The 25,241-nt window shown below is 67.4% G+C and carries 24 protein-coding genes; 10 read left to right on the forward strand and 14 right to left on the reverse strand.

Annotated elements, in window-relative coordinates:
• Window positions 1–159 precede the first annotated feature (159 nt).
• From C1927_RS13705 to C1927_RS13745, 9 genes are all read right to left on the reverse strand, one after another.
• Window positions 160–1,749: an alkaline phosphatase D family protein gene (locus tag C1927_RS13705; RefSeq protein WP_108746999.1), complete on the reverse strand. Its 1,590-nt coding sequence runs from the start codon at window positions 1,747–1,749 to the stop codon at window positions 160–162.
• On the reverse strand, window positions 1,749–3,992 hold the full coding sequence (locus tag C1927_RS13710; RefSeq protein WP_108747000.1) for a TonB-dependent receptor: 2,244 nt from the start codon (window positions 3,990–3,992) through the stop codon (window positions 1,749–1,751). Before C1927_RS13710 ends, C1927_RS13705 begins: the two co-directional genes overlap by 1 nt.
• Window positions 3,993–4,112: 120 nt before the next feature.
• The gene (locus C1927_RS13715) at window positions 4,113–5,543 is read right to left on the reverse strand and encodes a replicative DNA helicase (protein WP_079222437.1); all 1,431 of its coding nucleotides are present in this window, start codon (window positions 5,541–5,543) and stop codon (window positions 4,113–4,115) included.
• A 203-nt stretch (window positions 5,544–5,746) separates the two neighbouring features.
• Window positions 5,747–6,307: an NADPH-dependent FMN reductase gene (locus tag C1927_RS13720; RefSeq protein ID WP_108747001.1), complete on the reverse strand. Its 561-nt coding sequence runs from the start codon at window positions 6,305–6,307 to the stop codon at window positions 5,747–5,749.
• A gap of 65 nt (window positions 6,308–6,372) precedes the next feature.
• Window positions 6,373–8,316: an asparagine synthase (glutamine-hydrolyzing) gene (gene asnB / locus C1927_RS13725; protein ID WP_108747002.1), complete on the reverse strand. Its 1,944-nt coding sequence runs from the start codon at window positions 8,314–8,316 to the stop codon at window positions 6,373–6,375.
• Window positions 8,317–8,319: 3 nt separating this feature from the next.
• Window positions 8,320–10,599 (reverse strand): transketolase C-terminal domain-containing protein, encoded by a 2,280-nt coding sequence (locus C1927_RS13730; protein ID WP_108747003.1) that lies wholly within the window; start codon window positions 10,597–10,599, stop codon window positions 8,320–8,322.
• Window positions 10,600–10,667: 68 nt separating this feature from the next.
• On the reverse strand, window positions 10,668–11,327 hold the full coding sequence (locus C1927_RS13735) for a glutathione S-transferase family protein (RefSeq protein ID WP_108747004.1): 660 nt from the start codon (window positions 11,325–11,327) through the stop codon (window positions 10,668–10,670).
• Between the two features lie 84 nt (window positions 11,328–11,411).
• Window positions 11,412–11,954 (reverse strand): GNAT family N-acetyltransferase, encoded by a 543-nt coding sequence (locus C1927_RS13740; protein WP_108747005.1) that lies wholly within the window; start codon window positions 11,952–11,954, stop codon window positions 11,412–11,414.
• Between the two features lie 122 nt (window positions 11,955–12,076).
• Complete coding sequence (locus C1927_RS13745) at window positions 12,077–12,913, reverse strand: glycine zipper 2TM domain-containing protein (protein ID WP_108747006.1); 837 nt, start codon at window positions 12,911–12,913, stop codon at window positions 12,077–12,079.
• Window positions 12,914–13,076: 163 nt separating this feature from the next.
• On the opposite strand from C1927_RS13745, the gene C1927_RS13750 reads away from it, so the two are divergent.
• Together C1927_RS13750 and C1927_RS13755 are read left to right on the forward strand one after the other, a co-directional pair.
• Entirely contained in the window at window positions 13,077–13,292 is a 216-nt protein-coding gene (locus C1927_RS13750; protein ID WP_079222444.1) for a DUF6116 family protein, read from the forward strand.
• Window positions 13,289–14,062 carry a TatD family hydrolase gene (locus C1927_RS13755; protein ID WP_108747007.1) on the forward strand — a complete coding sequence of 258 codons (774 nt, stop codon included), beginning with the start codon at window positions 13,289–13,291 and terminating at the stop codon, window positions 14,060–14,062. Before C1927_RS13750 ends, C1927_RS13755 begins: the two co-directional genes overlap by 4 nt.
• Before the next feature lie 34 nt (window positions 14,063–14,096).
• Here the strand turns inward: C1927_RS13755 and C1927_RS13760 are convergent, their stop codons facing one another.
• Window positions 14,097–14,912, reverse strand: a complete 816-nt coding sequence (locus tag C1927_RS13760) for a tRNA threonylcarbamoyladenosine dehydratase (RefSeq protein ID WP_108747008.1) — start codon at window positions 14,910–14,912, stop codon at window positions 14,097–14,099.
• A 108-nt stretch (window positions 14,913–15,020) separates the two neighbouring features.
• Here C1927_RS13760 and C1927_RS13765 point away from each other — a divergent pair, with 108 nt between their 5' ends.
• Window positions 15,021–15,455, forward strand: a complete 435-nt coding sequence (locus C1927_RS13765) for a cytochrome c (RefSeq protein WP_108747009.1) — start codon at window positions 15,021–15,023, stop codon at window positions 15,453–15,455.
• A gap of 129 nt (window positions 15,456–15,584) precedes the next feature.
• Window positions 15,585–16,082: a glycine zipper 2TM domain-containing protein gene (locus tag C1927_RS13770; RefSeq protein ID WP_079222448.1), complete on the forward strand. Its 498-nt coding sequence runs from the start codon at window positions 15,585–15,587 to the stop codon at window positions 16,080–16,082.
• Window positions 16,083–16,155: 73 nt separating this feature from the next.
• Here C1927_RS13770 and C1927_RS13775 read toward each other — a convergent pair whose 3' ends face one another.
• A complete protein-coding gene (locus tag C1927_RS13775; RefSeq protein WP_079222449.1) occupies window positions 16,156–16,365 on the reverse strand; it encodes a cold-shock protein in 210 nt (69 codons plus the stop codon).
• A 234-nt stretch (window positions 16,366–16,599) separates the two neighbouring features.
• On the opposite strand from C1927_RS13775, the gene C1927_RS13780 reads away from it, so the two are divergent.
• The 3 genes from C1927_RS13780 (at window position 16,600) to arsC (ending at window position 18,702) form a co-directional block, all read left to right on the forward strand.
• Entirely contained in the window at window positions 16,600–17,085 is a 486-nt protein-coding gene (locus C1927_RS13780; protein ID WP_108747010.1) for a DUF456 domain-containing protein, read from the forward strand.
• Between the two features lie 121 nt (window positions 17,086–17,206).
• The gene (locus C1927_RS13785; RefSeq protein ID WP_079222451.1) at window positions 17,207–18,361 is read left to right on the forward strand and encodes a phospholipase A; all 1,155 of its coding nucleotides are present in this window, start codon (window positions 17,207–17,209) and stop codon (window positions 18,359–18,361) included.
• Window positions 18,361–18,702 (forward strand): arsenate reductase (glutaredoxin), encoded by a 342-nt coding sequence (arsC, locus tag C1927_RS13790; protein ID WP_108747011.1) that lies wholly within the window; start codon window positions 18,361–18,363, stop codon window positions 18,700–18,702. Before C1927_RS13785 ends, arsC begins: the two co-directional genes overlap by 1 nt.
• 81 nt (window positions 18,703–18,783) lie before the next feature.
• On the opposite strand, the gene C1927_RS13795 is transcribed toward arsC, so the two are convergent.
• The 3 genes from C1927_RS13795 to C1927_RS13805 form a co-directional block, all read right to left on the reverse strand.
• Window positions 18,784–19,419, reverse strand: a complete 636-nt coding sequence (locus tag C1927_RS13795; protein WP_108747012.1) for a glutathione S-transferase family protein — start codon at window positions 19,417–19,419, stop codon at window positions 18,784–18,786.
• 37 nt (window positions 19,420–19,456) lie between these two features.
• Window positions 19,457–19,789: a hypothetical protein gene (locus tag C1927_RS13800; RefSeq protein WP_079222454.1), complete on the reverse strand. Its 333-nt coding sequence runs from the start codon at window positions 19,787–19,789 to the stop codon at window positions 19,457–19,459.
• A 119-nt stretch (window positions 19,790–19,908) separates the two neighbouring features.
• Window positions 19,909–21,426: a fumarate hydratase gene (locus tag C1927_RS13805; protein ID WP_108747014.1), complete on the reverse strand. Its 1,518-nt coding sequence runs from the start codon at window positions 21,424–21,426 to the stop codon at window positions 19,909–19,911.
• 148 nt (window positions 21,427–21,574) lie between these two features.
• Here C1927_RS13805 and C1927_RS13810 point away from each other — a divergent pair, with 148 nt between their 5' ends.
• The 3 genes from C1927_RS13810 (at window position 21,575) to C1927_RS13820 (ending at window position 25,228) form a co-directional block, all read left to right on the forward strand.
• Window positions 21,575–22,471 (forward strand): RNA polymerase sigma-70 factor, encoded by an 897-nt coding sequence (locus C1927_RS13810; protein WP_108747015.1) that lies wholly within the window; start codon window positions 21,575–21,577, stop codon window positions 22,469–22,471.
• Window positions 22,472–22,507: 36 nt separating this feature from the next.
• Window positions 22,508–22,957, forward strand: a complete 450-nt coding sequence (locus tag C1927_RS13815; RefSeq protein ID WP_079225289.1) for a carboxymuconolactone decarboxylase family protein — start codon at window positions 22,508–22,510, stop codon at window positions 22,955–22,957.
• 417 nt (window positions 22,958–23,374) lie between these two features.
• The gene (locus C1927_RS13820; protein ID WP_108747016.1) at window positions 23,375–25,228 is read left to right on the forward strand and encodes an ABC transporter ATP-binding protein; all 1,854 of its coding nucleotides are present in this window, start codon (window positions 23,375–23,377) and stop codon (window positions 25,226–25,228) included.
• Window positions 25,229–25,241: the final 13 nt, after the last annotated feature.

A 25,241-nucleotide genomic window follows, 5' to 3' on the forward strand; every position in this document is an offset into this window, starting at 1 on the left:
CCTGCTACCGCCGACATCGATCCGTTCCCCATGAATGAAGGGGGCGCACGCGCTGCTCCATCGCCGCGCGTGCAGCGATGGGTCATGGACGGTGATGTTTCCCCCTGTTACCGGTGCGGTAACGGCAGGTGACGGGGGAACTTGAGCGCCGGCCGGGGCTTATACCGGCACGGCCCCCGGTCGGCCGTGGATGACCTGGAAGCGCGCTGCGGTCCGCACCTCGGCATCGGCACGCAGCACGCTGTCGGCAAAGCGCAGTTCGGCATCCACGGTCTGCCGGTTCAGCTGCAGCTTCCACCAGCCGCGACGGTCGCCGTCGAAATAGCGGATATGCGGGTTCTGCGGAATCGATGGGCCGTAGTAAGGGCCATACGGGGTATCGTCGCCGCCACTGCTGATTGCCGGCGCGATGAATTCGGTGGCCACCACCGGCGAGCTGGCCGCATCGAAGTCCAGCTTCAGGTCGTTGACGAAGGTGGAGTGCCAGTCGCCGCCGAGCACGATCGCGTTGCCCTGCCCGCCTGTCTGCAGCGCCTGCAGCAGACGGTTGCGCGCAAGCGGATAGCCGTCCCAGGCGTCGTTCCAGAAGCGCTCGCGTGGGGTGCCTGCCTCCAGCCGCAGCTGGGCCATCAGCAACTGCTGTACCACCACGTTCCAGCGCAACCCCTGTGCCGCCAACATCGACTGGGCGAACCAGGCTTCCTGGCCGACACCGAGCATGCTCATGCGCGGGTCCAGTGCCGCTTCGCAGCGCGCCGATTCGCCCACCCCGCAGGGATTGGCGGGACGGAACTGCCGGCAATCGAGCAGGCTGAGCTGCGCAAGATCACCGTAGCGCAGCCCCCGGTGCACGCGCAGGCCACCATTGCCGGCCGGCGTGCTGCGCATGGGCAGGTGTTCGTAGAACGCGCGGTAGGCCGCCGCCCGACGCACGATGAAATCTTCCGTCGATACGCCGGGCTTCTCCGGATGGATGCCGGAGTAGTCGTTCTGCACCTCGTGGTCATCCCAGATCACCGCGAAAGCATGCGCGGCATGCGCTGCCTGCAGGTCCGGATCGAGCTTGTACAGCGCGTACTGGTCGCGGTAACGCTCCAGGCTGACGGTCTCGCCACTGAAGCGCGCTGCATCCAGCGTGCTGCCGCGTGCATTCTGCAGCGGGCTGTATTCGTACAGGTAGTCGCCGGCGTGCAGCACCAGGTCGACATCGCTCCGCGCGATATCGCGCAGCACCGGATAGTAGCCGCTGTTCCAGGCCTGGCAGGTGCACAGGGCCAACCGCAGCTGCTGCAGCTGCGTATCGGGCAACGGCGCGGTGCGGAAGTGGCCGACCGCGCTTTCTTCATCCCCGTCGCAGGCGAACCGGTAGTAGTAGTCACGGCCCGGGCGCAGGCCATTGACCTCCACGTGCACCGAATGCGCCAGTTCCGGTACGGCAGCAGCAACACCCCGCTGCACCAGCCGGCGCATGCCAGGGTCTTCTGCCACGTACCAGCGCACCGGCACCGCCCGCGCGGGCATGCCGCCGCCATTGAGCGGGTCCGTTGCCAGCCGCGTCCACAGCACCGCGCCCTGCGGATCCGGGTCGCCAGCAGCGACGCCCAGCGTGAACGGATCGCGCCCGAGCCGCGGTCGCGGGCCGGCCGTGGCCAGCCCCGGCATCGCCGCCAGTGCGATGGCCGCCCCCGTGCCCTGCCACGCCATGCGCAGCAGGCGGCGACGGGTTTCCGGATCGACAGGTGCGCGCATCAGAAGCGGACGGTGGCGGTGGCCATCACCTGCCGCGGCGCGCCGACCTGCATGGTCGCCAGGCTGCGGGTCGGGTCAGTGGCGTAGGTGCCATTGGTGTTGATGGAGGACAGGTAGCGCTTGTCGGTCAGGTTGGTCAGGTTCAGTGCAACCGTCAGGTTCTGCGCCGGGCCCATCGCACCGAAGTCGTAGGCCACCGATGCATTGACCAGCCAGTAGCTGGGCACCGAAAGATCATTGGTGTAGGTCACGTAACGCTTGCCGACATGGTTGGCCGACAGGCGCATGTCCCACGGCCCCGGGGTCCATGCGAGCGTGCTGGCGAACATCCATTCGGGCGTGTCCACGGTCTTGCGGCCGCGGGTCGGCACCACTTCGTTGTTCACGTAATCGTTGTCGTAGGTGCTGTCATTCCAGGACAGCGCATTGGACCAGGCCAGGTCCTGCATCGGCTTCAACTGCAGGGTGGCCTCGGCGCCGCGGCTGGTGACCGAGCCGACGTTGGAGAACAGCGCCGGGCAGCCAAGGATGCCCACGCACTGGGCAATCGCCAGCAGGCGGTTGTCGAACTTCACGTCATACACCGCGACCGACGCTTCATAACCCCGGCCGTAGCCACGCCAGCCCAGCTCGATCGTGCGTGACTGTTCCGGCTTCAGGTTGCCTGCGCTGGCATCGAAGTCGGCCTGCGGCACGTTGAACGGGCTGCCGACGCCCAGTGCATAGGCAGCGACATTCTTTGCGAACGAACCGAAGACCTCGTTGCCTTCGTTGAGCTTGAAGTTGAAGCCAGCCTGCGGCAGCAGGCCCTTCTTCGCGGTGAGGCTGCTGTTGTTCGCGTAGTTGCCCAGCGGCGTGCGCACGCTGGTACGGGTGTGCGGCGACTTGGCACCGATGTCGATGGTCAGGCGATCATCGAACAGGCGGAAGCGGTCCTGCACATAGAACTGGCGGGTGATGGTGGTGTAGTGCTGGTTCCACACGCGCTGGTCGGGATTGCGCAGGAAGAAGTCATCGGTGATGGGGCCATCGATGTAGTAGAAGTTGCGCTGCACGCTGTGGCCGTTGTCCTCGTACCAGAGGCCGGCTTCCAGTTCGTGGCCGCCGACATTCCAGGTGAACGCAGAGGTCACGCCGGTACGGTCGATCGCGTATTCGGTGGTGCGGATCGAAATCGGAATTTCCCGGCTGGTACCCGGGTTGGAGGGATTGGACGGGCTGAACCAATGGCCCTGGCCGCGATTGCTGTGGTTGTAGACGTTGACCTTCAGCCGCATCGAATCGTTGAGGCCGAAATCGCCGGCGATGCTGGACAGGTCGTCATTGCGCAGGCCATGGCCGGAGTAATACGCGTCCCATGGGCTGTTGACGCCGCCACTGTACTGGCCGTTCGCAGCAGCGACCGCGCGATCCCAGTCCGGTGCATAGTTGTCCCAGTTCCAGCCGAGGCGATCGATCATTTCCAGCGACAGATCCTGGTAATCGGCCTCGACCCGGCGCGATCCGTTGAACAGCGCGGTGATCCTGCTGTCCTCACCGAAGTGGTAGGTGGCCTTGCCGTTGAACTGCTTCGACTCCTGCGATCCCTTGCCCTTCCACTTGTCGCCCTCGGAGTACGCGCCGGACAGGTAGGCAGCAAACCCCTGGTGTTCGCCCGTCTCCAGGCGTGCATAGCTGCGGCGCGCATTGTCACTGCCGAAGCCCTGCGCCAGCACCACGCCGTACTCGGTGGACGGATCGATCGAATAGAACTGGAACACGCCCCCGAGGTTGCTGGTGGACGGCGTACCCAGTGCGCCGATGCCGGTGGACACTTCCGCACCGCCCAGGTTCTCGCTGATCACGGCGCGGCTGATATGCAGGCCATTGCTGTTGCCGTAGGACATGTTGCCCAGCGGGATGCCATCAAGCGTATAGCCGAGGCGGTTCTGGTTGAAACCGCGCAGGCTGATGCTGGTGGACCACTCATAGGCACCGGTGGCGTCGGCCGATTCGAAATGCACGCCCGGCTTGCTGGCCAGCAGCTTCAGCGGGTTGGCGCCCGGCGGCAGCACCTTCATGTCTTCCGCGGTGACACGCTGCACCTGGCGGGCCTCGCCGCGGCCGATCACCGAGATCGAATCGAGGGTCGTGGCCGACGGTGCTTCAGTGGCAGGAGCGGTTTCAGCCAGAGCAAGCGACGGCAGCGATGCACAGACCAGCAGGGCAAGCAGGTTGCGGCGAAGCGGAGCATGGGGCGACATGAAGGCGGATTCCTTGGGCACGCTGGACGCCGAAAGGCGGCGTCGAAGAGCAGCAGCGGCGGAATCGTAGAAGCAGCGCGTTACATGTCATTTACACGCTGCATACACAGGAAGAACCCGTTACTCGAATGAACCGACCGAATCGTGGGACAGGTTGTCGAAGCGGGTGTATTCGCCGAAGAACTTCAGCTTGCACGAACCGGTGGGGCCACCACGGTGCTTGCCGATGATGATCTCGGCCAGGCCCTTGTCCGGCGAATTTTCCTTGTTGTAGTAATCGTCGCGGTAGATGAAGACGATCATGTCCGCGTCCTGCTCGATTGCGCCCGATTCGCGAAGGTCGGCCATCACCGGGCGCTTGTCGGTTCGCGTTTCCAGCGATCGATTGAGCTGCGAAAGCGCGATCACCGGTACGTTCAATTCCTTGGCCAGGCCCTTCAGCGAGCGCGAGATTTCAGAGATTTCGGTCGCGCGGTTTTCGCTGTTGCCCGGCACGCTCATCAGCTGCAGGTAGTCGATCACGATCAGGCCCAGGTCGTGCTCGCGCTTCAGGCGGCGGCACTTGGAACGCAGGATCTCCGGCGACACGCCCGGCGTATCGTCGATGAAGATCTTGGTTTCCTTCAGCATCTTGATCGCGCTGGTGACCCGGCTCCAGTCCTCGTCTTCCAGCTGGCCGGTACGCAGGCGCGAGGCGTTGATGCGGCCGTTGGAGGAAATCAGGCGCATTGCCAGCTGCGATGCGGACATTTCCATCGAGAACACCGCCACGCCCTTCTTCGACTTGATCGCCGCGTACTCGGCGATGTTCAGCGCGAAGGTGGTCTTGCCCATCGCCGGGCGCGCGGCCAGGATGATCAGGTCGGTCGGCTGCAGGCCGGCGGTCATCGCATCGAAATCGGTGTAGCCGGTCGGCAGGCCGGTGATGTTGCCGCCGTTCTCGAAGCGGTTGCGCAGTTCCTCGAAGGCATCCTTCAGTGCGCCGGGCATGGCCACGAAGTCGGTACGCCCACGTGCGCCCTGTTCGGCAATGGCGAACACGCTCTTCTCGGCCGAGGCCAGCAGTTCGCTGCTGTCGCGGCCTTCCGGCTGGAAGCCGTCGTTGACGATGTCGGTGCCGACCTGGATCAGCTGCCGCAGCACCGCCTTGTCACGCACGATCTCGGCGTAGGCGACGATGTTGGCCGCCGATGGCGTGGTGCTGGCCAGTTCGATCAGGTAGGCGCCGTCGCCCACCAGCTCCATCCTGCCCTGCGATTCGAACCACTCGCCCAGGGTCACCGCATCGAACGGGCGCTCGCGCTCGGACAGCTCGCGGATCGCCCGGTAGATCATCTGGTGGTCGCGGCGGTAGAAGTCGGTCTCGGTCAGCTGGTCGTTGACCCGGTCGTAGGCTTCCGGCGCCAGCATCAGGCCGCCCAGCACCGCCTGTTCGGCTTCCACCGAGTGCGGCGGCACGCGCAGCTGGTCGATGCGCGATTCGTCGCGATCGCGGTCGAAGCCATCGCCGCGCTCTTTGCGGTTGGAACGGAAGCCGGAACGGGCGGACATGCTGCGGTGTTTCCTGCGAAAGTGGGCCAGACGAGTGTAGGCATGCGCCGACCCCGGCGGCCATGGACAAGCCTGTGGATAAGCCGTGGACGAACGGGGGATATCCGCCGCTGTGCGACGTGCCTGTCCGGCCTATGGAGACCCATTATCGCATGGGGTCAGATCCCTCTGCGCAGCAGAGGGCGCTGACCCCGAGGGCAGCGTCAGTCGCCCTTGGCATGCACCGCGATCAGCTGCAGGAAGCGGTCTACATAGCCCTGCAGGAACTTCTGCGTGCCTTCATTGTGGATCGTGCCATCCGCCCCGATCAGCTCGTCCTTGAAATGGAGGAACGCCTCCGGCTGGCCGAGCACGTGCATGTCCAGGAAAGCCAGGCTGTTGCGCAGGTGCTGCTGGGCCACGGCCGTGCCGATCTGGCCGATGGAGGCGCCGATCACCGCCGCCGGCTTGCCGCCAAAGGCGCTGTCACCATAGGGCCGCGAGCCGATGTCGATGGCGTTCTTCAGCACACCCGGCACCGAGCGGTTGTATTCGGGGGTGACGAACAGCACCGCGTCAGCAGCGCGCACCTCGTCCTTCAGGCGGGTGCCCTGCGCCGGGTAGCTGCCGTCGAAATCCTGGTTGTACAGCGGCAGATCGTCGATGCGCACGTACTGGAAACGCGCGCGATCACCGGCCAGCTTTTCCAGTGCCAGGGCCAGCCTGCGGTTGCAGGACTCCCTGCGCAGGCTGCCAACGAACACGGCGATGGTGGGAACAGGCATGGCGACACACTCCTGGCGGGGGAAAGGGCCAGCCTAGCGGCCGGCCCGGTGTGCCCCGGTGAAGATCAGCCGCGTGCCACGCCCGCCCGCACCTGCCGCCAATGGTCCTGCCAGGCCTGGAACATCAGCACGTTCCAGAGGTGGGTGTGCCACTTGCGCTGGCCACCCAGGAACTGCTGCCACAGCGGCTGCACGGCCGCCGCCGACAGCACGCCTTCGCGTTCCAGCCGGGCCGGCTGCAACAGGTCATCGGCCCACGGCCGCAGGTCGCCCTTCAGCCATTCACTCACCGGCGCGCCGAAGCCGCGCTTGGGCCGGTGCACCATCGACTGCGGCACGTAGCGGCCAAGCACGCGCTTGAGCAGCACCTTGCTGGTGTCCTCGCTGCGCTTGAACGCCAGCGGCAGTGACCAGGCGAATTCAGCCACGCGCCAGTCCAGCAGCGGTGCCCGCGCCTCCAGGCTGACCGCCATCGAGGTGCGGTCGACCTTGCACAGCAGGTCGTCGGGCAGGTAGCTGACAAAATCGGCCAGCATCATCGCGTCGGCCGGGGTGCCGGCGCCGTGCAGCGGGTCGGCCAGGTCGTAGAAGCTGCCGGCCTCGCGCGCGCCGATCACCGCCGCCGCCGGGTCGCGCCAGCGCGAGATGCGGTTGCGGTAGACATCGCCGATGCCACGCGCGCCGGTCTCGGCCAGCAGCGCAGCCAGGCCGCCGGTGCGCGAGGCCTCGCCCTGCTGGTGCGCACGCGCGCCCATCCAGCGCCGCAGCGGCGCCGGTACGCGGCCCAGCATCTGCCAGTTGCGCAGCGCGCGCACATAGCGGGTATAGCCGAAGAACAGTTCGTCGCCGCCGTCCCCGGACAGGGCCACGGTCACGCCCTGCCGCGCCAGGCGCGCGACCAGCGCGGTCGGCACTTGCGAGGCGTCGGCAAAGGGTTCGTCGAACATCGCCGGCAGCTGCGGCACCACCGCCAGCGCGTCGGCGCCGCTCACATAGAGCTCGGTGTGGTCGCAGCCCAGATGGCCGGCCAGTTCCTTGGCCAGCGGCGCCTCGTCATGGTGCGAGCCGCTGAAGCCGATGCTGAAACTGTGCACCGGCTGCGTGCTCTGTGCCTGCATCAGCGCGGCCACCAGCGATGAATCGGTGCCACCGGACAGGAACACGCCCACCGGCACGTCGGCCACCATGCGCAGCGCCACGGCATCGCGCAGCAGGCCGTCCAGCTGTTCCTCGGCGTCCTCGATGCGGCCCTGGAACGGCGCGGCCAGGGCCGCCTGCATGCGCGCACGGGCGTCCCAGTACGGGCGCTGCGCCTGCTCGGGGCGATGCGCGGATGCACCTGCGGCCACCATCGCCGCATCCAGCCGCAGCACGCGGCCCGGCATCAGCTTGTAGCAGCGCTGGTGGATGCTGTGCGGGGCCGGGATGTAGTCCAGCCGCAGCAGCAGGGTCAGTGCATCGCTGTCGATGTCGTTGTCGAAATCCGGGTGCTGCCACAGCGCCTTCAGTTCCGAGCCGAACACCAGGGTGTCGCCGGCCCAGCCGTAATACAGCGGCTTCTTGCCCACCCGGTCACGGGCCAGCCACAGGCACTGCTCGTGGCGGTCCCAGAGCGCGATGGCGAACATGCCGTTGGCGCGCTGCAGGGTCTCCTCGACGCCCCACTGCAGGATCGCGGCCAGCAGCACTTCGGTATCGGAATGGCCGCGGAAGGCATGGCCCAGTGGTTCCAGCTCGGCACGCAGCGCAGCGAAGTTGTAGACCTCGCCGTTGTAGGCCATCACGTAACGGCCGTCGGCCGAGGCCATCGGCTGGTGGCCCAGCGGTGACAGGTCGAGGATGCTCAGGCGGCGGTGCGCCAGGGCGATGCCGGCGCTGGCGTCGACCCAGGTGCCGCCGTCATCCGGCCCGCGGTGGTGCAGCGCCTGCCCCATGGCCAGCGCCTGCGCCTGCAGCACCTCGGCCGGCGACTGCGCCGCCGGCAACAACATTCCCGCCAATCCACACATGCATCAGGGTTCCTGCGCCAGGTCGAGGGCGGCGCCAATCACCGCATTGTCGCTTGGAAGGCCGAACATTGCTGCCCCCGCCAGCGGCGTGTAGGTATCGGCGCCGCAGACCCGCCGCAGCGGCAGGTGGCCATGCCCGGCCTCGACCAGGGCGGTGACCACCCCCTCGCCCACCCCGCCGCTGTGGCGGCCCTCGTCCAGCACCAGCACCCGCCGCGCGCTGGCGGCCTGGGCGGCGATGAAACCAGCATCCAGCGGCACCAGCCAGCGCAGGTCCACCACCCGTACCTGCCAACCGGTCTGCGCCTGGATGGCCGGCACCGCGCGCAGCGCCATCGGTACGCCGTTGCCGTAGGTGAAGACCACCAGATCGTCCGCATCAGGCGCGTAGACCCGGCCCTCGCCCAGCACCAGCGCCTGCCCAGGTGCCGGGTAGTCGAACAGCCACTGGCCATCACCGGGCGCGTGCAGGTCCTTGCTCATGTACAGCGCGATCGGCTCGAGGAACACCGCCACCCGGCCATCCACGCGGGCCAGCGCCGCCAGCGTGCGCAGCATCATCACCGCATCGTCGCCGCGCGACGGGCAACCCACCACCAGGCCGGGGATGTCGCGCAGCGCGGTGATCGAGTTGTCGTTGTGGAAATGGCCACCGAAGCCCTTCTGGTAGCCCAGCCCGGCCACCCGCACCAGCATCGGGTTGCGGAACTGGTCGTTGGAGAAGAACTGCAGCGAACAGGCCTCCCCGCGCAGCTGGTCGATGGCATTGTGCAGGTAGGCCAGGTACTGGATTTCCGGTACCGGAAGCAGGCCCATGTTGGCCAGGCCCTGCGCCATGCCCAGGATCATCGTCTCGTCCAGCAGGGTGTTGAACACCCGGCGCGGCCCGAAGCGGCGCAGCAGATCCTTGGTGACCGTGTAGACGCCGCCCTTCTGCGCCACGTCCTCGCCGAACAGCAGCGCCTGCGGGTACTTGCACAGCAGTTCCTGCAGGCCGTGGTTGATCTGCACGGCCAGGTGGCGCGGTGGCTGCCGTTCCGGCAACGCGTCAGCGCCGCCGTACAGCGCCTCGCGTGCTTCGGCCGGCACCGCGCGCCCGGCTTCGGCCATCACTGCCGCCGGCGTGTAGGGCGCCAGTGGCGCAACCACTTCATCCAGCGACTGCAGCTTGGGCCGGCCTTCGGCGTCGGAGGCGGCCGACAGGCAGCGCGCGCGCAGCGTCTCGTAGGCGGCCTCGATGCCGGCGGCATCCATCCAGCCTGATTCCAGCGCGATCTGTGCCGACCGCAGCAGCGGGTCCTGTGCCTCGGCCGCGCAGAGGTCAGCCAGCGCGCGCCATTCCACTTCGAAATCGGTGCCGGCATGGCCCATCAGCCGCGTGGTGCGCAGGTGCAGGAAGGTCGGCCGGCGGGTACGCCGGCAATGCTCGACCGCCGCCTGTACCTGGGCATGTCCCGCCGCCAGGTCCAGGCCATCGGCGTAGTAGTAGTCCAGCCCCGGCTGGCGGCTGAAGCGTTCGGCGATCCAGCCTTCCGGGGTCTTCACCGAAATGCCCAGGCCGTTGTCCTCGCAGACGAACAGGATCGGTGCGGGCAGCTTCTGGTAGGCCGACCACATCGCGGTGTTGAAGGCGGTCTGCGCCGTCGCGTGGTTGGCCGAGGCATCGCCAAAGGAACACAGCACGATGCTGTCGGCGGGGATCGGCAGCGGCTGGCCCAGGCGCTTGCCGCTCTCGATGGCCAGCGCAGTGCCCAGCGCCTTGGGCAGGTGCGAGGCGATGGTCGAGGTCTGCGGCAGCACCCACAGCGGGCGGCTGCCCCACACCTTGTGGCGGCCACCGCTGGCCGGGTCGTCGGCACTGGCGGCAAAGGACAGTGCGGCATCGCGCAACGGGTCCAGGCCCGGCACCTGGCGCGCGCGCTCGGCCATGAACGCACCGGAACGATAGTGCAGGAAGGCCGGATCGGTATGCCGGCAGGCCCGCGCCAGCAGCGCGTTGCCTTCATGGCCGGATGAACCGATGGTGTAGAAGACCTTGTTCTGCAACCGCAGCACGCGCGCCATCAGGTCCAGCTGGCGGCTGGCCATCTGCGAATCGAACAACTCGGCGAACGCGGCTGCGGTGAGCGTGCTGCCCGGCAGGATCGGCGCATCCGGGGCCGGCTTCGGCCGTGGCAGCCCGCGCCAACCACGCAGCGCCTCGAGGAAATTGACGTCGCACACTTCGGCGCGGTTGAGCGCGCGCATGCGCGCGGGAATCGGATCGGGAACCACAGCGAACATCGAACACCCTCCGTGTCGTTGTTGCGTTCCGCCGGGCGCGGCCCGGCGCTACCATGCCGGGTTCTACCCTACGCGCGGCCGTCCAGGCGTGCGCGAACCTCGGCGGTCACCGCCGGCATCGCCACGAAACGTGGCTGCTCGCGCACCCGCTGCAGCCAGGCGCGCACTTCCGCGAACGGCTGCAGGTCGATGCCACCGTCGGCGGCAACATCGGTGTAGGCGAACAGCGCGATGTCGGCGATGCCGTACTCGTTGCCGGTGAACCACTGCGCCTGCCGCAGGTGCTGCTCCATCACCGCCAGCGCAGTGGCAGCACGCTCATGCAGCCGCGGCAGTTCGGCCCGGCGCGGCGAATCGGCATCTGTCCAGCCACGGATGAAGCGCGCCACGGCCACGCAGGGCTCGTGGCTGTACTGCTCGAAGAACATCCAGCTCAGCGCCTGCGCCCGTTCCCAGCCATCGGTGGGCAGGTAGGGCGTGCCTTCGGCCAGCCAGAACAGGATCGCGTTGGATTCGGTCAGCACGCGGCCATCGTCGCGCACGATCAGCGGCACTTTCGCATTCGGGTTGAGCGCGAGGAATTCGGGCGAGTGGGTCTGCCCATGCGCGCTGTCCACTTCCACCCAGCGGTAGCGGCTGCCGAGCTGCTCCAGCAGCATCCGCACCTTGTGGCAGTTGCCCGACACCGACATGCCGTGCACCGTCAACGGAACGCGCTCTTCCACCATTGCCTGCTCCAGGGCATCCCGGCCGACGGCCGGCTGCCCGCAGTCTGGCAAGCACGCCGGCCGATGCCAAGCGCGGGTGCAGCATCAACGCGTGCGTTGCCGCCACTGCGCGCGCGACTGCCCCCAGATCTCCAGCGGCCCGCCTTCGTAGGGTGGCGGCAACCGGCCCATGCGCAGCAGGCCACTGCCCAGCTTGCGCGCCACCGCCTTGGACTTTTCGTTGTCCTCGGCAATGGTGTGGATGACCTCGTCCCAGCCCTGCGTGTCGAACGCCCAGTCAATGGCGGCGACGGCGGCCTCCGGGGCATAGCCGCGCCCCCAACTGGCGCGGCGGATGCTCCAGCCGACCTCGGGACCGGGCCAGCCCAGGGGTTGCCACGGGCCCATGCGGCCGACCCACTCGCCGCTGGCCTTCTCGATGACGCTGAACATGGAGAAGCCGAACAGCTGCCAGGCGCCGGCCAGGCTGCAGAAGCTGCGCCAAGCCACCGAAGGCAGCTGCACGCCGCCCAGGCTGCGCATCACCTCTTCATCGGCACAGAAGGCCAGGTAGGGTTCCAGGTCCTGGGCCTGCGGCGGGCGCAGGATCAGCCGCTCGGTTTCGATGCGCAGGTCGAAGATGCTCATGCAGGCTCCGTCATATGCCGTGGCCGGCCATCATCGCCGATCCGGGCGCGGTGACGATGCCCGCAAACGGAACAGGCCGGCAAAAGCCGGCCTGTCCGATGGACGCTGCAGCAGAAACGTTACTAGCGGTTGGCCGCCGCTTCGCCGGCTGCTGCGGTCTGGGTGACCAGCTGGCCATCCACCACCGGCAGGCGGTCGCTGGCCGGCTTGTTGTCCATGCGCACGGTCTTCTCGGCGCCATCGTAGCGGTAGGTCACGTTGTAGCCCTTGACCACATCGTTGGTACCCATGGCGATGCGCGTGCCCGGCTTGCTGGCCATGCGCATGGTGCCGGTGGTGCCGTCTTCATTGCGGTAGGTCACGTTGTAACCGGTGACGCGGCTCGACTCGGAGGTCGCCGTTTCAGTGTGGCACTGGCGTTCGGTGCGGTTGACCACGCGGCCACCGACGTGGCGCTTGTCCACCTGGTTGCCGATGAAGCCACCGGCCACGGCGCCCGCTGCAGTGGCCGCCTTCTTGCCGTTGCCGCCACCGACCTGGTTGCCGAGCAGGCCGCCGACCACGGCGCCCACCACGGTGCCGCCCACGTTGCCATCACGCTCGGGCAGGCGCTCCTGCACCACCACGTCCTGGCACACCTCATGCGGGGTCTGGGTGGTGGACGTCTCGCGCACCGGCTCGGTGCCGATGACCGTCGCGTACGCCTTCTGCTTCTCGGTGAGCGGGTCAACCTTCAGCACATCGGCGTATTCCAGGCCGCGCGGTGCAGTGGCATCGACCGCGTCGCCGCGCGCGCCATCATCGGCAGCGCTGCCATCGACCAGGCGCGACTCGGAAGGATTGGCGGCGCCCAGCGAATCCGGGGCCTTGTCACCACTCTTCATGAAGGCGGCGGTTGCGATGCCACCCACCAGCAGCGCGCCCGCTGCGACCAGGACAGTTGTAGTTGTGCTTTTCATGACCTGCTCCTTGCGGACCGTCCGCAACGTTCTCGATGCAGATTGCAGCATGGCCTGCCTGAACGGAATCTCCACAATTCCTGCTCATGGCCGTAACCCATTCAGCATCGGGAAATGCAGGGCCCGTGGTAGCGTTTGCACCTCGCCCACGTGGAGCCCCGCCATGGCCAACCCGATGCTGCTGCCGGTCCTGCAATGGGCACGCCGGCTGCGCTACCCCACCCTGTTCAAGCTGACCGCCGGCCTGTTCGCGCTGACGCTGTTCATCCCCGACCCCATCCCGTTCGTGGACGAACTGGTGCTGGGCCTGGGCACCCTGCTGCTGGCCAACTGGAAGAACCGCAGCGCGGCGACGCCACCGCCGCTGGAACAGCGTTGAACATGCTGGTCGACAGCCATTGCCACCTGGATGCCAGCGAGTTCGACCCTGACCGCACGGCCGTGATCGAACGCGCCCGCGCGGCCGGCGTGCAGGCCCAGGTGGTGCCGGCGGTGACCGCCGCCAGCTGGCCGAAGCTGCGCGAGGTCTGCCAGCAGGCACCGGGACTATACCCGGCGTACGGCCTGCACCCGATGTTCCTGGCCGAGCACCGCCCCGGGCACCTGGACCAGCTGCGCGACTGGATCGAGCGCGAGCGTCCGTGCGCGATCGGCGAGTGCGGCCTGGATTTCTTCGTCGACGGGCTGGACGCGCAGGCGCAGCAGGACTATTTCATCGGCCAGTTGAAGCTGGCCCGCGACTTCGACCTGCCGGTGATCGTGCACGCGCGCCGCGCGGTGGATGCGGTGATCGCCGCGATCCGTCGCATCGGCGGCCTGCGTGGCGTCGTGCACAGCTTCCCCGGCAGCCCGGAGCAGGCTGCACAGCTGGACAAGCAGGGCTTCCTGCTTGGCCTGGGCGGGCCACTGACCTACGAACGCGCGCAGCGCCTGCAGCGGCTCGTGCGGGAGATGCCGCTGCAGCAGCTGCTGCTGGAAACCGACGCACCGGACCAGCCCGACGCCGGCATCCGTGGCGAGCGCAATGAACCGGCGCGGCTGTCGGTGATCGCCCGCCACGTGGCCGCACTGCGCGGCACGGATGTGGAAACCGTGGCGCGGGCCACCAGCGAGAACGCCCGGCGGCTGTTCGCGCTGCCTGCAGCCTGACCGTCTCCCGCCGGGCATGGCCCGGCGCTACCGCTCAAACCTCGGCGGCTTCGGCCTTCACCTTCTTCGGCTCCAGCAGCATTTCCAGCGCCTTGCCGACTGCAGCGAAGGCGAACGCGCCGGTGATATGCGTGGCCGCACCCAGCCCGGCACCGCAATCCAGCTTCAGCGCGGCATCGGCGCCCAGGTTCGGCCGCAGGCCGCAGACGCTGCCATCGGCCTGCGGGTACTTCACGTTTTCCAGCGAGTACACCGCCGGCACGCCGAAGTAGCGCTTGGCGTTCTTCGGGAAGTTGAACTCGCTGCGCAGCTTCTTGCGGATCAGCGCCAGCATTGCGTCGTGCTCGGTACGCGAGACATCACGGATGCGCACCAGGGTCGGGTCGGTACGCCCGCCGGCGGCGCCCACCGTCAGCAGCGGCAGCTTGCGGCGACGGCACCAGGCGATGGTTTCCACCTTCACCCGGAAGCTGTCGCAGGCGTCGATGACCAGGTCGAAACCACGGTCCAGCAGTTCGGCCATGTTGCCGGTGGTGAGGAACGCCTGCACCGCATCGACCTCGATCTGCGGATTGATCGCGCGGCAGCGCTCGGCCATCGCCTCGGATTTGTTGCGGCCGTAGTTGCCTTCCATCGCCGGCAGCTGCCGGTTGGTGTTGGACACGCAGATGTCATCGGCATCGATCAGGGTCAGGTGGCCGACTGCCGAACGGGCCAGCGCTTCCACGACCCACGAGCCGACGCCGCCCATGCCCACCACCGCCACGCGGCTGCCCTGCAGGCGCTCGAGCGCGCCTACGCCATACAGCCGTTCGATGCCGGCGAAGCGTTGTTTGACCTGTTCGTTCATGGGGCTATTTTAACGTGCAGGCAGCGGCGGCCATAGCGGGCCGCCATCGAACCCACCGTTGCACGCCCGCGCATCACCCATTCGCGCATCACCCACGGAGGAGCAAGCATGAACGCCAGCCCGACCCGTCGTCCCTCCAGCGCCCAGCGCTACCTGTTCGTGCTCGGCCTGGGCCTGCTGATCGGCCTGGTCGCCACGGTGATGGTGGGCCGCGCCCTGCAGGCGGGCCGCGATCCCTTCCCGCACAGCCTGATGCACGTGATGCAGCGGCAGGCCGAACTGCTGCAGCAGGCCCAGCAGCAGAACCGCTGCAGCCTGGCTGACAGCGTGCCGCGCCTGCAGTCGCTGCGCCTGCTGTCCAACGACCTGGACCTGGCGTTTCCCGGGCTGAAGGAGGATGCGCGCTTCCAGCAGCACGCCAGCCAGTACCGGGCCAGCCTCAATGCCGCGCTGGCCGCCCCGCCCGCCGACTGCGCCGCGCTGGGCAAGGTCGTGCAGACCGTGCAGGACGACTGCCGGGCCTGCCACCAGGACTTCCGCTGATTCATCTTCCAGCCGGGGAAGGCCGACGTGATTGGCACCTTGTTCACGTTGAAAAGTGGACGATTCGATCACCCTGCTGCATGACGCAGTACCACCCTTCCATCCGCCTTCACGGCCAGGAGACGCCCCATGAAGATCCAGCTCATCGCTGCCAGTGCCATTGCTACGCTCGCCCTGGCTGGCTGCGCCACCTCGCCCGGTTACGGCGGCGGTGGTTACAACAACGGTGGCTACAACAATGGCGGCTATGGCAACAACGGCGGCTACAACCAGAACCGTTGCGCCGACTGCGGCATCGTCACCCGCATCAATACCGTGGCCTCGGGCCGCACCGCGCCCAGCGCGACCGGCGCCATCCTCGGTGGCATCGTCGGCGCCGTGGCCGGCCATGAGATCTCCGACCACACCGGCGGCAGCCGGGGCAACAAGAACGTCGCCGCCGCCGCAGGCGCGGTGGGTGGTGCCCTGGCCGGCAACCAGATCCAGAAGAACGTGACCAGCGATACCTACGACATCACCGTGCGCATGGATGATGGCCGTACCGTCGTGGTCAACCAGCGCGACCTGGCCGGCATCCGTGAGAACACCTACGTGCGCGTGGTCAACGGCCGCGTCGTCCTGCGCTGATCCGGCAGGTGACGGTGGCAATGAAAAAGGCCCGCTTGCGCGGGCCTTTTTCGTGCAGCACGCTGCAGGCCGTTCAGACCGGCTCTACGGCATCTGCCTGCAGGCCCTTCTGGCCCTGCACGACGGTGAAGGTGACCTTCTGGCCTTCCTTCAGGCTCTTGAAGCCCTGGGTCTGGATGGCACGGAAATGCACGAACACGTCTTCGCCGTTTTCACGGCTGATGAAGCCGAAGCCCTTTGCATCGTTGAACCACTTGACGGTACCGGTCTCGCGATCAGACATCTCACTCACTCCCTGGTGACTCTCTTGTTGTTGGAAACGCCTGTTGGGCGGCTGACAAGCAAGGGGGAAGCGAGGTGCAACGATGCAGCGGATCGAAGAGATCTTGCTTCATCAGGCCACGATCCACGGTGACCTTGCCAAGCTCAGCGACTGCAACTTAACCCGACCAAAACGAAAAAGCAACTGCCAAAATTCTTCACTGTCAACCCCAAAAAGACCACCATACTGGACAGCATGGACCTCTCATTCATCTTGTATCTGCTAGCGGTCATTTTTGTCCTTGTGGGCATCGCGGGCATCATCCTGCCGGCGCTTCCGGGCGTACCGCTGGTCTTCGTCGGACTGCTGCTGGCAGCATGGGCTGACGGCTTCGCACATGTCGGCTGGCCCACCCTGGTCATCCTCGGCGTGCTGACCGCGCTCTCCCTGCTGGTCGATGTCCTGTCCACGGTGGTCGGGGCGCAACGGGTGGGTGCCAGCCGCAAGGCACTGTGGGGCACCTTCATCGGCAGCATCGTGGGCCTGTTCTTCATGCCCGTCGGCCTGTTTGCCGGCCCCCTGCTGGGCGCCCTGCTCGGCGAGTACTGGCACACCCGCGAGCTTGGGCGCTCGACCAAGGTCGGCCTGGCCACCTGGCTGGGCATCCTGCTGGGCCTGGCGCTGAAGCTGGCCGTAGTGATCGCCATGCTGGGCCTGTTCGCCTTTGCCTGGTTCCTGTAACCGCGCCGCCTTCACGCCACGCGCACGCCCGCGCCGGGCATAAACCAAGGGGCTGGCCGTCGCCACGGGCAGCCGCCACACTGTGCGTCTTTCCGTATTCATCCCTGAAGGGCCTGCTGCAATGACCCTCCCCACGCTGCTCCCCCGCTTCGCGCCGCTGGCGCTGGCCCTGGCCAGTGCGCCGCTTGCCGCGCAGGAAATCGCGCCCACTTCAACCGCTACGCCGGCCGGCTGCGCCGCCGTCGACAGTGACGCCGCGCGCCTGGCCTGCTACGACCGGCTGTTCGGCCGCAACGTCCAGGCCACGGCCGAGGCGGACGCCGCCGCCCAGCAGGCCGCACAGGCCCTGCGCGAACAACGCCAGGCGTCACGCCTCAGCCAGGGCGAAGAAAAGCTGCGCACCCGCGTGGGCGACCTCTTCCGCCCGGCGCCGGACGACAGCGCCCTGGCCAACGCCGGCCGCGGCTCGCTGCTGGACAGCCGCTGGGAACTGGCCGAGGACTCCAAGCTGGGCCCGTTCCAGCTGCGCGCCTACAAGCCGGTCTACCTGTTGCCCGCCTTCTGGACCAGCGACAAGAACCAGATGCCGCAGTCGCCGAACCCGGCCAACAGCGTAACCACGCCGCAGGTGCTGGACAGCACCGAGCTGAAGTTCCAGATCAGCTTCAAGACCAAGATCGCCGAGAACCTGTTCGGCGACAACGGTGACATCTGGGCCGGCTATACCCAGAGCTCGCGCTGGCAGGCCTACAACGCCGAGAATTCGCGCCCGTTCCGCGAAACCAACTACGAGCCGGAAGTGATGATGGTGTTCCGCAACGGCTACTCCATCGGTGGCTGGCGTGGGCGGATGACCGGCATCGGCCTCAACCACCAGTCCAACGGCCGGCCTGACCCGCTGTCGCGCAGCTGGAACCGGGTGATGCTCAACATCGGCCTGGACCGTGAGAACTGGGCGCTGGTGCTGCGCCCGTGGTACCGCATTCCCGAGTCGCGCAGCGAAGACAACAATCCGGATATCGAAGACTACATGGGCCGCGGCGACGCGACCCTGATCTGGAACCGCAACGGCCATGAAGTCGCGCTGATGGCGCGCCATTCGCTGCGCACCGGCGACCGTTCGCACGGCGCGCTGCAGCTCGACTACGGCTTCCCGATCAGCAACCTGCTGCGCGGCCATATCCAGGTGTTCGATGGCTACGGCGAGAGCATGATCGACTACAACCACAAGGCCACCTACGTGGGCGTGGGCGTATCGCTGCTGGAGTGGTTCTGATGACCGTGACGATCTGGCACAACCCGGCGTGCAGCAATTCGCGCGGCGCGCTGGCGCTGATCCGCGAAGCCGGCATCGAACCGGTGGTGGTGGACTACCTGGGCGCCCCGCCCGACGTGGCCACCCTGCGCCAGGTGCTGGCCGAATCCAGCCTGTCCGCCATCGACCTGGTGCGCAGCAAGGAGCCGCAGTTCGTTGAACTCGGCCTGGCCGGTGCCGATGAAGCCACCCTGCTGGCCGCCATGGCCAAGCACCCGCGGCTGATCAACCGCCCCATCGTGCGCACCCCCAAGGGCACGCGCCTGTGCCGCCCGCCGGAGCGCGTCCTCGACCTGCTGTAGGTAACGTCGACCGTTGGTCGACTGTCGCACGCAGGGCGGAGTCGACCAACGGTCGACTCTACCCCGCCATGACGCAGGCAATTACAGCCAGTCGGTGATGCCTTCGCGGCGGTAGGTCTCGATGAATGACGGTCGCGCCTTCAGGCGCTGCGCGTAGACCTTCAGCACCGGCAGGCTGTCTGCCGGGGTGGGCATGTTGCGCGACCAGCGCATCAGCATCACCAGCATGAAATCGACCACGCTCGGCGCTTCGCCCAGCACGTACGGCCCCTGCGTCTGCAGGTGCGCGGCCATCCGCTGCCACGCGGCTTCCAGGCGCTGGCGCGCCATCGCCTGGGTGGCGGCGACGTTGGCTTCTCCGGCGGCTTCATGCGGGTAGAACCACGCGCGGTAGGCGGGCTGCAGGGTGTTGGCGCACCAGAACATCCAGCGGTATGCCTGGCCGCGCGCGGGCGTACCCGGCGCCGGCAGCAGTCCCGCCTCGGGGTGGCGGTCTGCCAGGTACAGCGCGATGGCAGCCGCTTCGGTCAGCACCTGGCCATCGATCTGCAGCGTCGGCACCACGCCTGCCGGGTTCAACGCCAGGTACGGCGCCGCCTTGTGCTCGCGCGTGTCGAAATCCAGCAGCACCAGTTCGTGCTCGATGCCCAGTTCGACCAGCAGCCAGTGCACCACCAGCGAGGCGGTGCTGACAGACCCATACAGCGTAGTGCGCATGCGACGACTCCGGTTGCGGGAAGCGCCGATTATGCGCTCAACCGCCGCCGCACGAGGCCATGCAGCTGTCGGCGTCCTGGCTGCAGCTGATCAACGGCGACTGGTCCATGCAGGCCTGCGCCTGTGACATGCACGAGCGCCGCATCTCGTCATCCTTGATCCGGTCGCACTTGCTCGCCGCCTGCGCATCGCAGGTCGAGCGGCGGTCCGAATCGGAGCGGGCCAGGCAGGCGTTGCGGTACTGCTGGCACGCCATCACGCATTGCGCGCTGGCGTTGTTGCCGGGTGCGCCGTCGTAGAGATCTCCGCCACTGCTGCAGGCGGCGAGGGAAACAACACACAGCACGACAAAGCCACGGAACAATGACATTGGACACTCCCTGTTCAATACACCGGAAAAACGCCAGCCGAGCCTAGCAATGCAGACCTTCGTGCGGCGTTAAACAAAAAACGGCGCCCTGCGGCGCCGTTCTTCTGCTCCCGGTGGAATTACTCCACCACCACCGGAATCTTGCCGATGCGGGCCTGCCATTCGCGCGGGCCGGTCTTGTGCACCGATTCGCCGGTGGAATCGACCGCCACGGTCACCGGCATGTCCTGAACGGTGAATTCGTAGATCGCTTCCATGCCCAGGTCAGCGAAGCCGACGACCTTGGCCGCCTTGATCGCCTTGGACACCAGGTAGGCCGAACCACCGACGGCCATCAGGTAGGCCGACTTGTGCTTCTTGATCGCCTCGATGGCGGCCGGGCCGCGCTCGGCCTTGCCGACCATGCCCAGCAGGCCGGTCTGTGCCAGCACCTGCTCGGTGAACTTGTCCATGCGGGTGGCCGTGGTCGGGCCGGCAGGGCCCACCACTTCGTCGCGCACCGGATCGACCGGGCCGACGTAGTAGATGAAGCGACCCTTCAGATCGACCGGCAGTTCCTCGCCCTTGTTGAGCATGTCGACCATGCGCTTGTGCGCGGCGTCGCGGCCGGTCAGCAGCTTGCCGTTGAGCAGCAGGGTCTGGCCCGGCTTCCAGTTGGCCACGTCTTCCGGGGTGACCGTATCCAGGTCCACGCGGGTGCCCTTGGACGCGTCGTAGGTCAGCTTCGGCCAGTCTTCCAGCGACGGCGGGTCCAGCATCACCGGGCCGCTGCCATCCAGGGTGAAGTGCGCATGGCGGGTGGCCGCGCAGTTCGGGATCATCGCCACCGGCAGGTTGGCCGCGTGGGTCGGGTAATCGTTGATCTTGATGTCCAGGACGGTGGTCAGGCCACCCAGGCCCTGTGCGCCGATGCCCAGCGCGTTGACCTTCTCGTACAGTTCCAGGCGCAGTTCTTCGATGCGGTTGGACGCACCACGGGCCTGCAGCTCGGTGATGTCGATCGGCTCCATCAGCGCTTCCTTGGCCAGCAGCATCGCCTTTTCAGCGGTGCCGCCGATGCCGATGCCCAGCATGCCCGGCGGGCACCAGCCAGCGCCCATGGTCGGCACGGTCTTCAGCACCCAGTCGACGATGGAATCGGACGGGTTGAGCATGGCGAACTTGGTCTTGGCTTCCGAACCACCGCCCTTGGCGGCGACGATGACGTCGACGGTGTTGCCCGGCACGACCTTGACGTTGACCACGCCCGGGGTGTTGTCCTTGGTGTTGACGCGCTTGCCGGCCGGATCGGCCAGCACCGAGGCGCGCAGCTTGTTGTCCGGGTGCAGGTAGGCACGGCGCACGCCTTCGTTGGCCATGTCTTCCACGCCCATGGTCGCGTCGTCCCAGCGCACGTCCATGCCGATTTCCAGGAACACGGTGACGATGCCGGTGTCCTGGCAGATCGGACGGTGGCCTTCGGCGCACATCCGCGAGTTGATCAGGATCTGGGCCATCGCTTCCTTCGCGGCCGGCGACTCCTCGCGCTCATAGGCGGCGGCGAGGTTCTTGATGTAGTCGACCGGGTGGTAGTACGAGATGTACTGCAGCGCGTCGGCGATGGACTGGATGAGGTCTTCCTGCTTGATCGATGTCACGGCTTGCTCGCTTGCTCGAGGCTGGCGGGGGGTAATCCGCCCATTTTACCCCCTCCCCCGGCCGCAGGGGTGGTAGTGCCGGCCGCTGGACGGCAAGATCGCACGACGTCCGTGTCACGCTTCATCCCTCCCCGGCGTCCTGGTCGACATGAACACTGAAGCCACCTTCCAGACCCACCGCCCGCGCCTGATGGCGCTGGCCTACCGCCTGCTCGGCAGCCGCAGCGATGCCGAGGACGTGGTCCAGGATGCCTGGCTGCGCTGGTCCGGCGCCGATGCGTCCGCCGTCCGCGACCCCGAGGCCTGGCTGGTCACCACCACCACACGGCTGGGCCTGGACCGGCTGCGCGCGGCCCGGCGCGAGCGGGTCCACTACGTCGGCCCGTGGCTGGCCGAGCCGCTGGAGATCAGCCTGGAACCTGAACCGTCCAGCGACCCGGCCCTGGCCCATGCCCGCGCCGATGAGGTGTCGGTGGCCTTCCTCACCCTGCTGGAGCAGCTCGGCCCGGAGGAACGGGCCGCCTTCCTGCTGAAGGAGGCCTTCGACCACGACTACCGGCAGATCGCCGCCCTGCTCGGCCTCAGCGAACCGAACTGCCGCCAGCTGGTACACCGGGCAAAACAGCGCCTGCAGGCCGGGCGGCCGCGCTTCAACGCCGACGTCGGCCAGCACCGGCAGTTGCTGGCGCGCTTCATGGACGCCACCCAGCAAGGCGACAGCGAGGCCATCCAGGCGCTGCTGCATGCCAATGCGCGGCTGGTGTCCGATGGCGGCGGCGTGGTCACCGCGGCGGTGCGCCCGCTGCTGGGCGCCGAGCGCATCGGCCGCCTGTTCTGGGCCATCGCGCGCCGCGGCCTGGGCCATACCGCGCAACTGGGCTGGGTCAATGGCGAGCCGGCGATCCTGCGCTTCCAGGGCGACCGCCTGCACTCGGTCACCACCATCGAAGTGACCGATGGCCGAATCGCCAACGTGTACAGCGTGCTGAATCCGGAAAAGCTGCACGGGACTGTCACGAACGCGGACGGTGCGGCGTCCTTGTAATGAAAGACGGCCACCGTGGCCGTCGTGGAGCTGAAAATGTCCGACCATGCCTCTCCCCGCGTCCCCTACACCCGCCTGGCCGCCGAGGCCTTCAAGGGCCTGCTGGCCACCAGCAAGGCGGTGCATGACAGTTCGATCGACCCGACGCTGATGGAACTGCTGTTCCTGCGCGTGTCCCAGCTCAATGGCTGCGGCTACTGCATGGACATGCATGGCACCGCGCTGCGCAAGGGCGGCATCGAGCCGCGCAAGCTGGACACCCTGCCGGCCTGGCATGAAAGCCGCTTCTTCGATGCGCGCGAACGTGCCGCGCTGGGTTGGGCCGAGGCCCTGACCCGGCTGACCGAAGGCGCACCTTCGCAGGCCGCATTCGATGCGCTGGCACCGCACTTCGATGAGAAGGGCATCAGCGACCTGAGCATGGGCATTGCGGTGATCAATGCCTGGAACCGGCTGGGCGCGGGCCTGCTGCCGCCGCTGCCGTAAGGGGGTTTTCTGGCCGGGCTGCGCCCGGCACCCGCAGAGGCAACGGCCAGAGCAGGGCAACGTCAACTGCTGGCTTTCTGCGGAATGGCGGGGTGGGTCCGGTTGCGGGGGACGCCGTAAACCCATCCATGGGGGCTTGGTCGCGGCATCCATGCCGCTCACACCCCCGCAACCGGACCCACCCCGCCTTCGACAGTTTCCCGCGGCCTGTCGGAACGGCATCCCGTGCCAGCTGCTGTTGGTGGGTGCCGACCGTTGGTCGGCACGGTGGATCCACGCATTGCGTGGATATGAGGGGTCAGATCCCTTCGCATGGCGAAGGGCTCTGACCCCGAAGCGCGGTAGTGGGGTCAGAGCCCTTTGCGACGCAAAGGGATCTGACCCCATCTGCACGCCGCACGCGCGCACAATGGCGGCATGCCTGCTGCCCCCGAGAAGAAACCGAGCCTGCGCCAGCGCTTCAAGGCGATGCGCAACCTGCCGCCCTTCCTGCGCCAGGTGTGGCAGACCAGCCCCGCGTTGACCCTGACCAGCCTCGGCCTGCGCCTGATCCGCGCGTTGCTGCCCGTGGCGATGCTGTACGTGGGCAAGCTCATCATCGATACCGCGCTGCACCTGAGCCAGCACGACGCCGGCTTCCCGCCGTTGGGCGAGGCGCTGTCCAGTGGCGTGCTCAATCCGCTGCTGGGCCTGCTGGCGCTGGAATTCGGCCTGGCCATCGCCTCGGACCTGCTCGGCCGGCTGGTCAGCTATGCCGATGCACTGCTGTCGGAACTGTTCGCCAACGCCACCAGCGTGCGCCTGATGGAACACGCCGCCACCCTGGACCTGGAGGACTTCGAAGACCCCGACCTGCAGGACAAGCTGGACCGCGCGCGGCGGCAGACCATGGGCCGGATGAACCTGATGAGCCAGTTGTTCGGCCAGGTGCAGGATGCGATCACCGTGGCCAGCCTGGCGGTCGGCCTGCTGGTCTATGCACCGTGGCTGATCCTGCTGCTTGCCCTCGCCCTGGTGCCGGCCTTCATCGGCGAATCGCATTTCAACGCGGCCGGCTACAGCCTCAACTTCCTGTGGACGCCCGAGCGGCGCCAGCTGGACTACCTGCGCCAGCTTGGCGCGAGCGTGGAAACGGCCAAGGAAGTGAAGATCTTCAACCTGCACCGCTTCCTGGTGGATCGCTACCGGCGGCTGTCGGCGGCGCTGTTCCTGGCCAACCGGGCGCTGGCGCGGCGGCGCGCGTTCTGGGGCACGGTGCTGGCCGCACTGGGTACGCTGGGTTACTACACCGCCTATGCCTACATCGCCTGGCGCACGGTGCGCGGTGATTTTTCCATCGGCGACCTGACCTTCCTCGCCGGCAGCTTCCTGCGCCTGCGCCAGCTGCTGGAAGGGCTGCTGATCGGCTTCTCGCAGGTAGCCAGCCAGGCGCTGTACCTGGAAGACCTGTACTCGTTCTTCCAGATCGAGCCGGAAATCCATTCGCGCGAGGGCGCGGTGGCCGTGCCGCGGCCGATCCGCGAGGGCTTCGTGTTCGAGAACGTGGGCTTCCGCTACCCGGATGCCGAGCAATGGGCGGTGCGCCACCTCGATTTCCAGCTGCACGCCGGTGAAGTGCTGGCCCTGGTGGGCGAGAACGGCGCGGGCAAGACCACCCTGGTCAAGCTGCTGGCGCGCCTGTACGAACCGGACGAAGGCCGCATCCTGCTCGATGGCCGCGACCTGCGCGGCTACGACCTGGACGACCTGCGCGCCAACCTGGGCGTCATCTTCCAGGACTTCGTCCGCTACAACCTGACCGCTGGCGAGAACATCGGCGTCGGCCAGGTGGAGGCGATGGCCGACCAGGCTCGCATCGCCGATGCCGCACGCCGGGGCATGGCCGAAGAAGTGATCGATGCCCTGCCCGGTGGCTACGGGCAGCTGATCGGCCGCCGCTTCAAGCAGGGCGTGGACCTGTCCGGCGGGCAATGGCAGAAGATCGCCATCGCCCGCGCCTGGATGCGCGACGCGCAGGTGATGATCCTCGACGAACCGACTGCCGCACTCGATGCACGCGCCGAATTCGAGGTGTTCCAGCGCTTCCGCGAACTGGCCGACAAGCGCACCGCGGTGCTGATCTCGCACCGTTTTTCCTCGGTACGCATGGCCGACCGCATCCTGGTGCTGGCCGAGGGCCGGCTGGAAGCCAGCGGTACCCACGACGAACTGATGGCCCAGGGCGGGCGTTACGCCGAGCTGTTCGAACTGCAGGCCGCCGGCTACCGCTGAACGGCCCTGAGAA

Origin of the sequence: Stenotrophomonas sp. ZAC14D1_NAIMI4_1, from assembly GCF_003086775.1 — a bacterium.
Lineage (GTDB): Bacteria > Pseudomonadota > Gammaproteobacteria > Xanthomonadales > Xanthomonadaceae > Stenotrophomonas.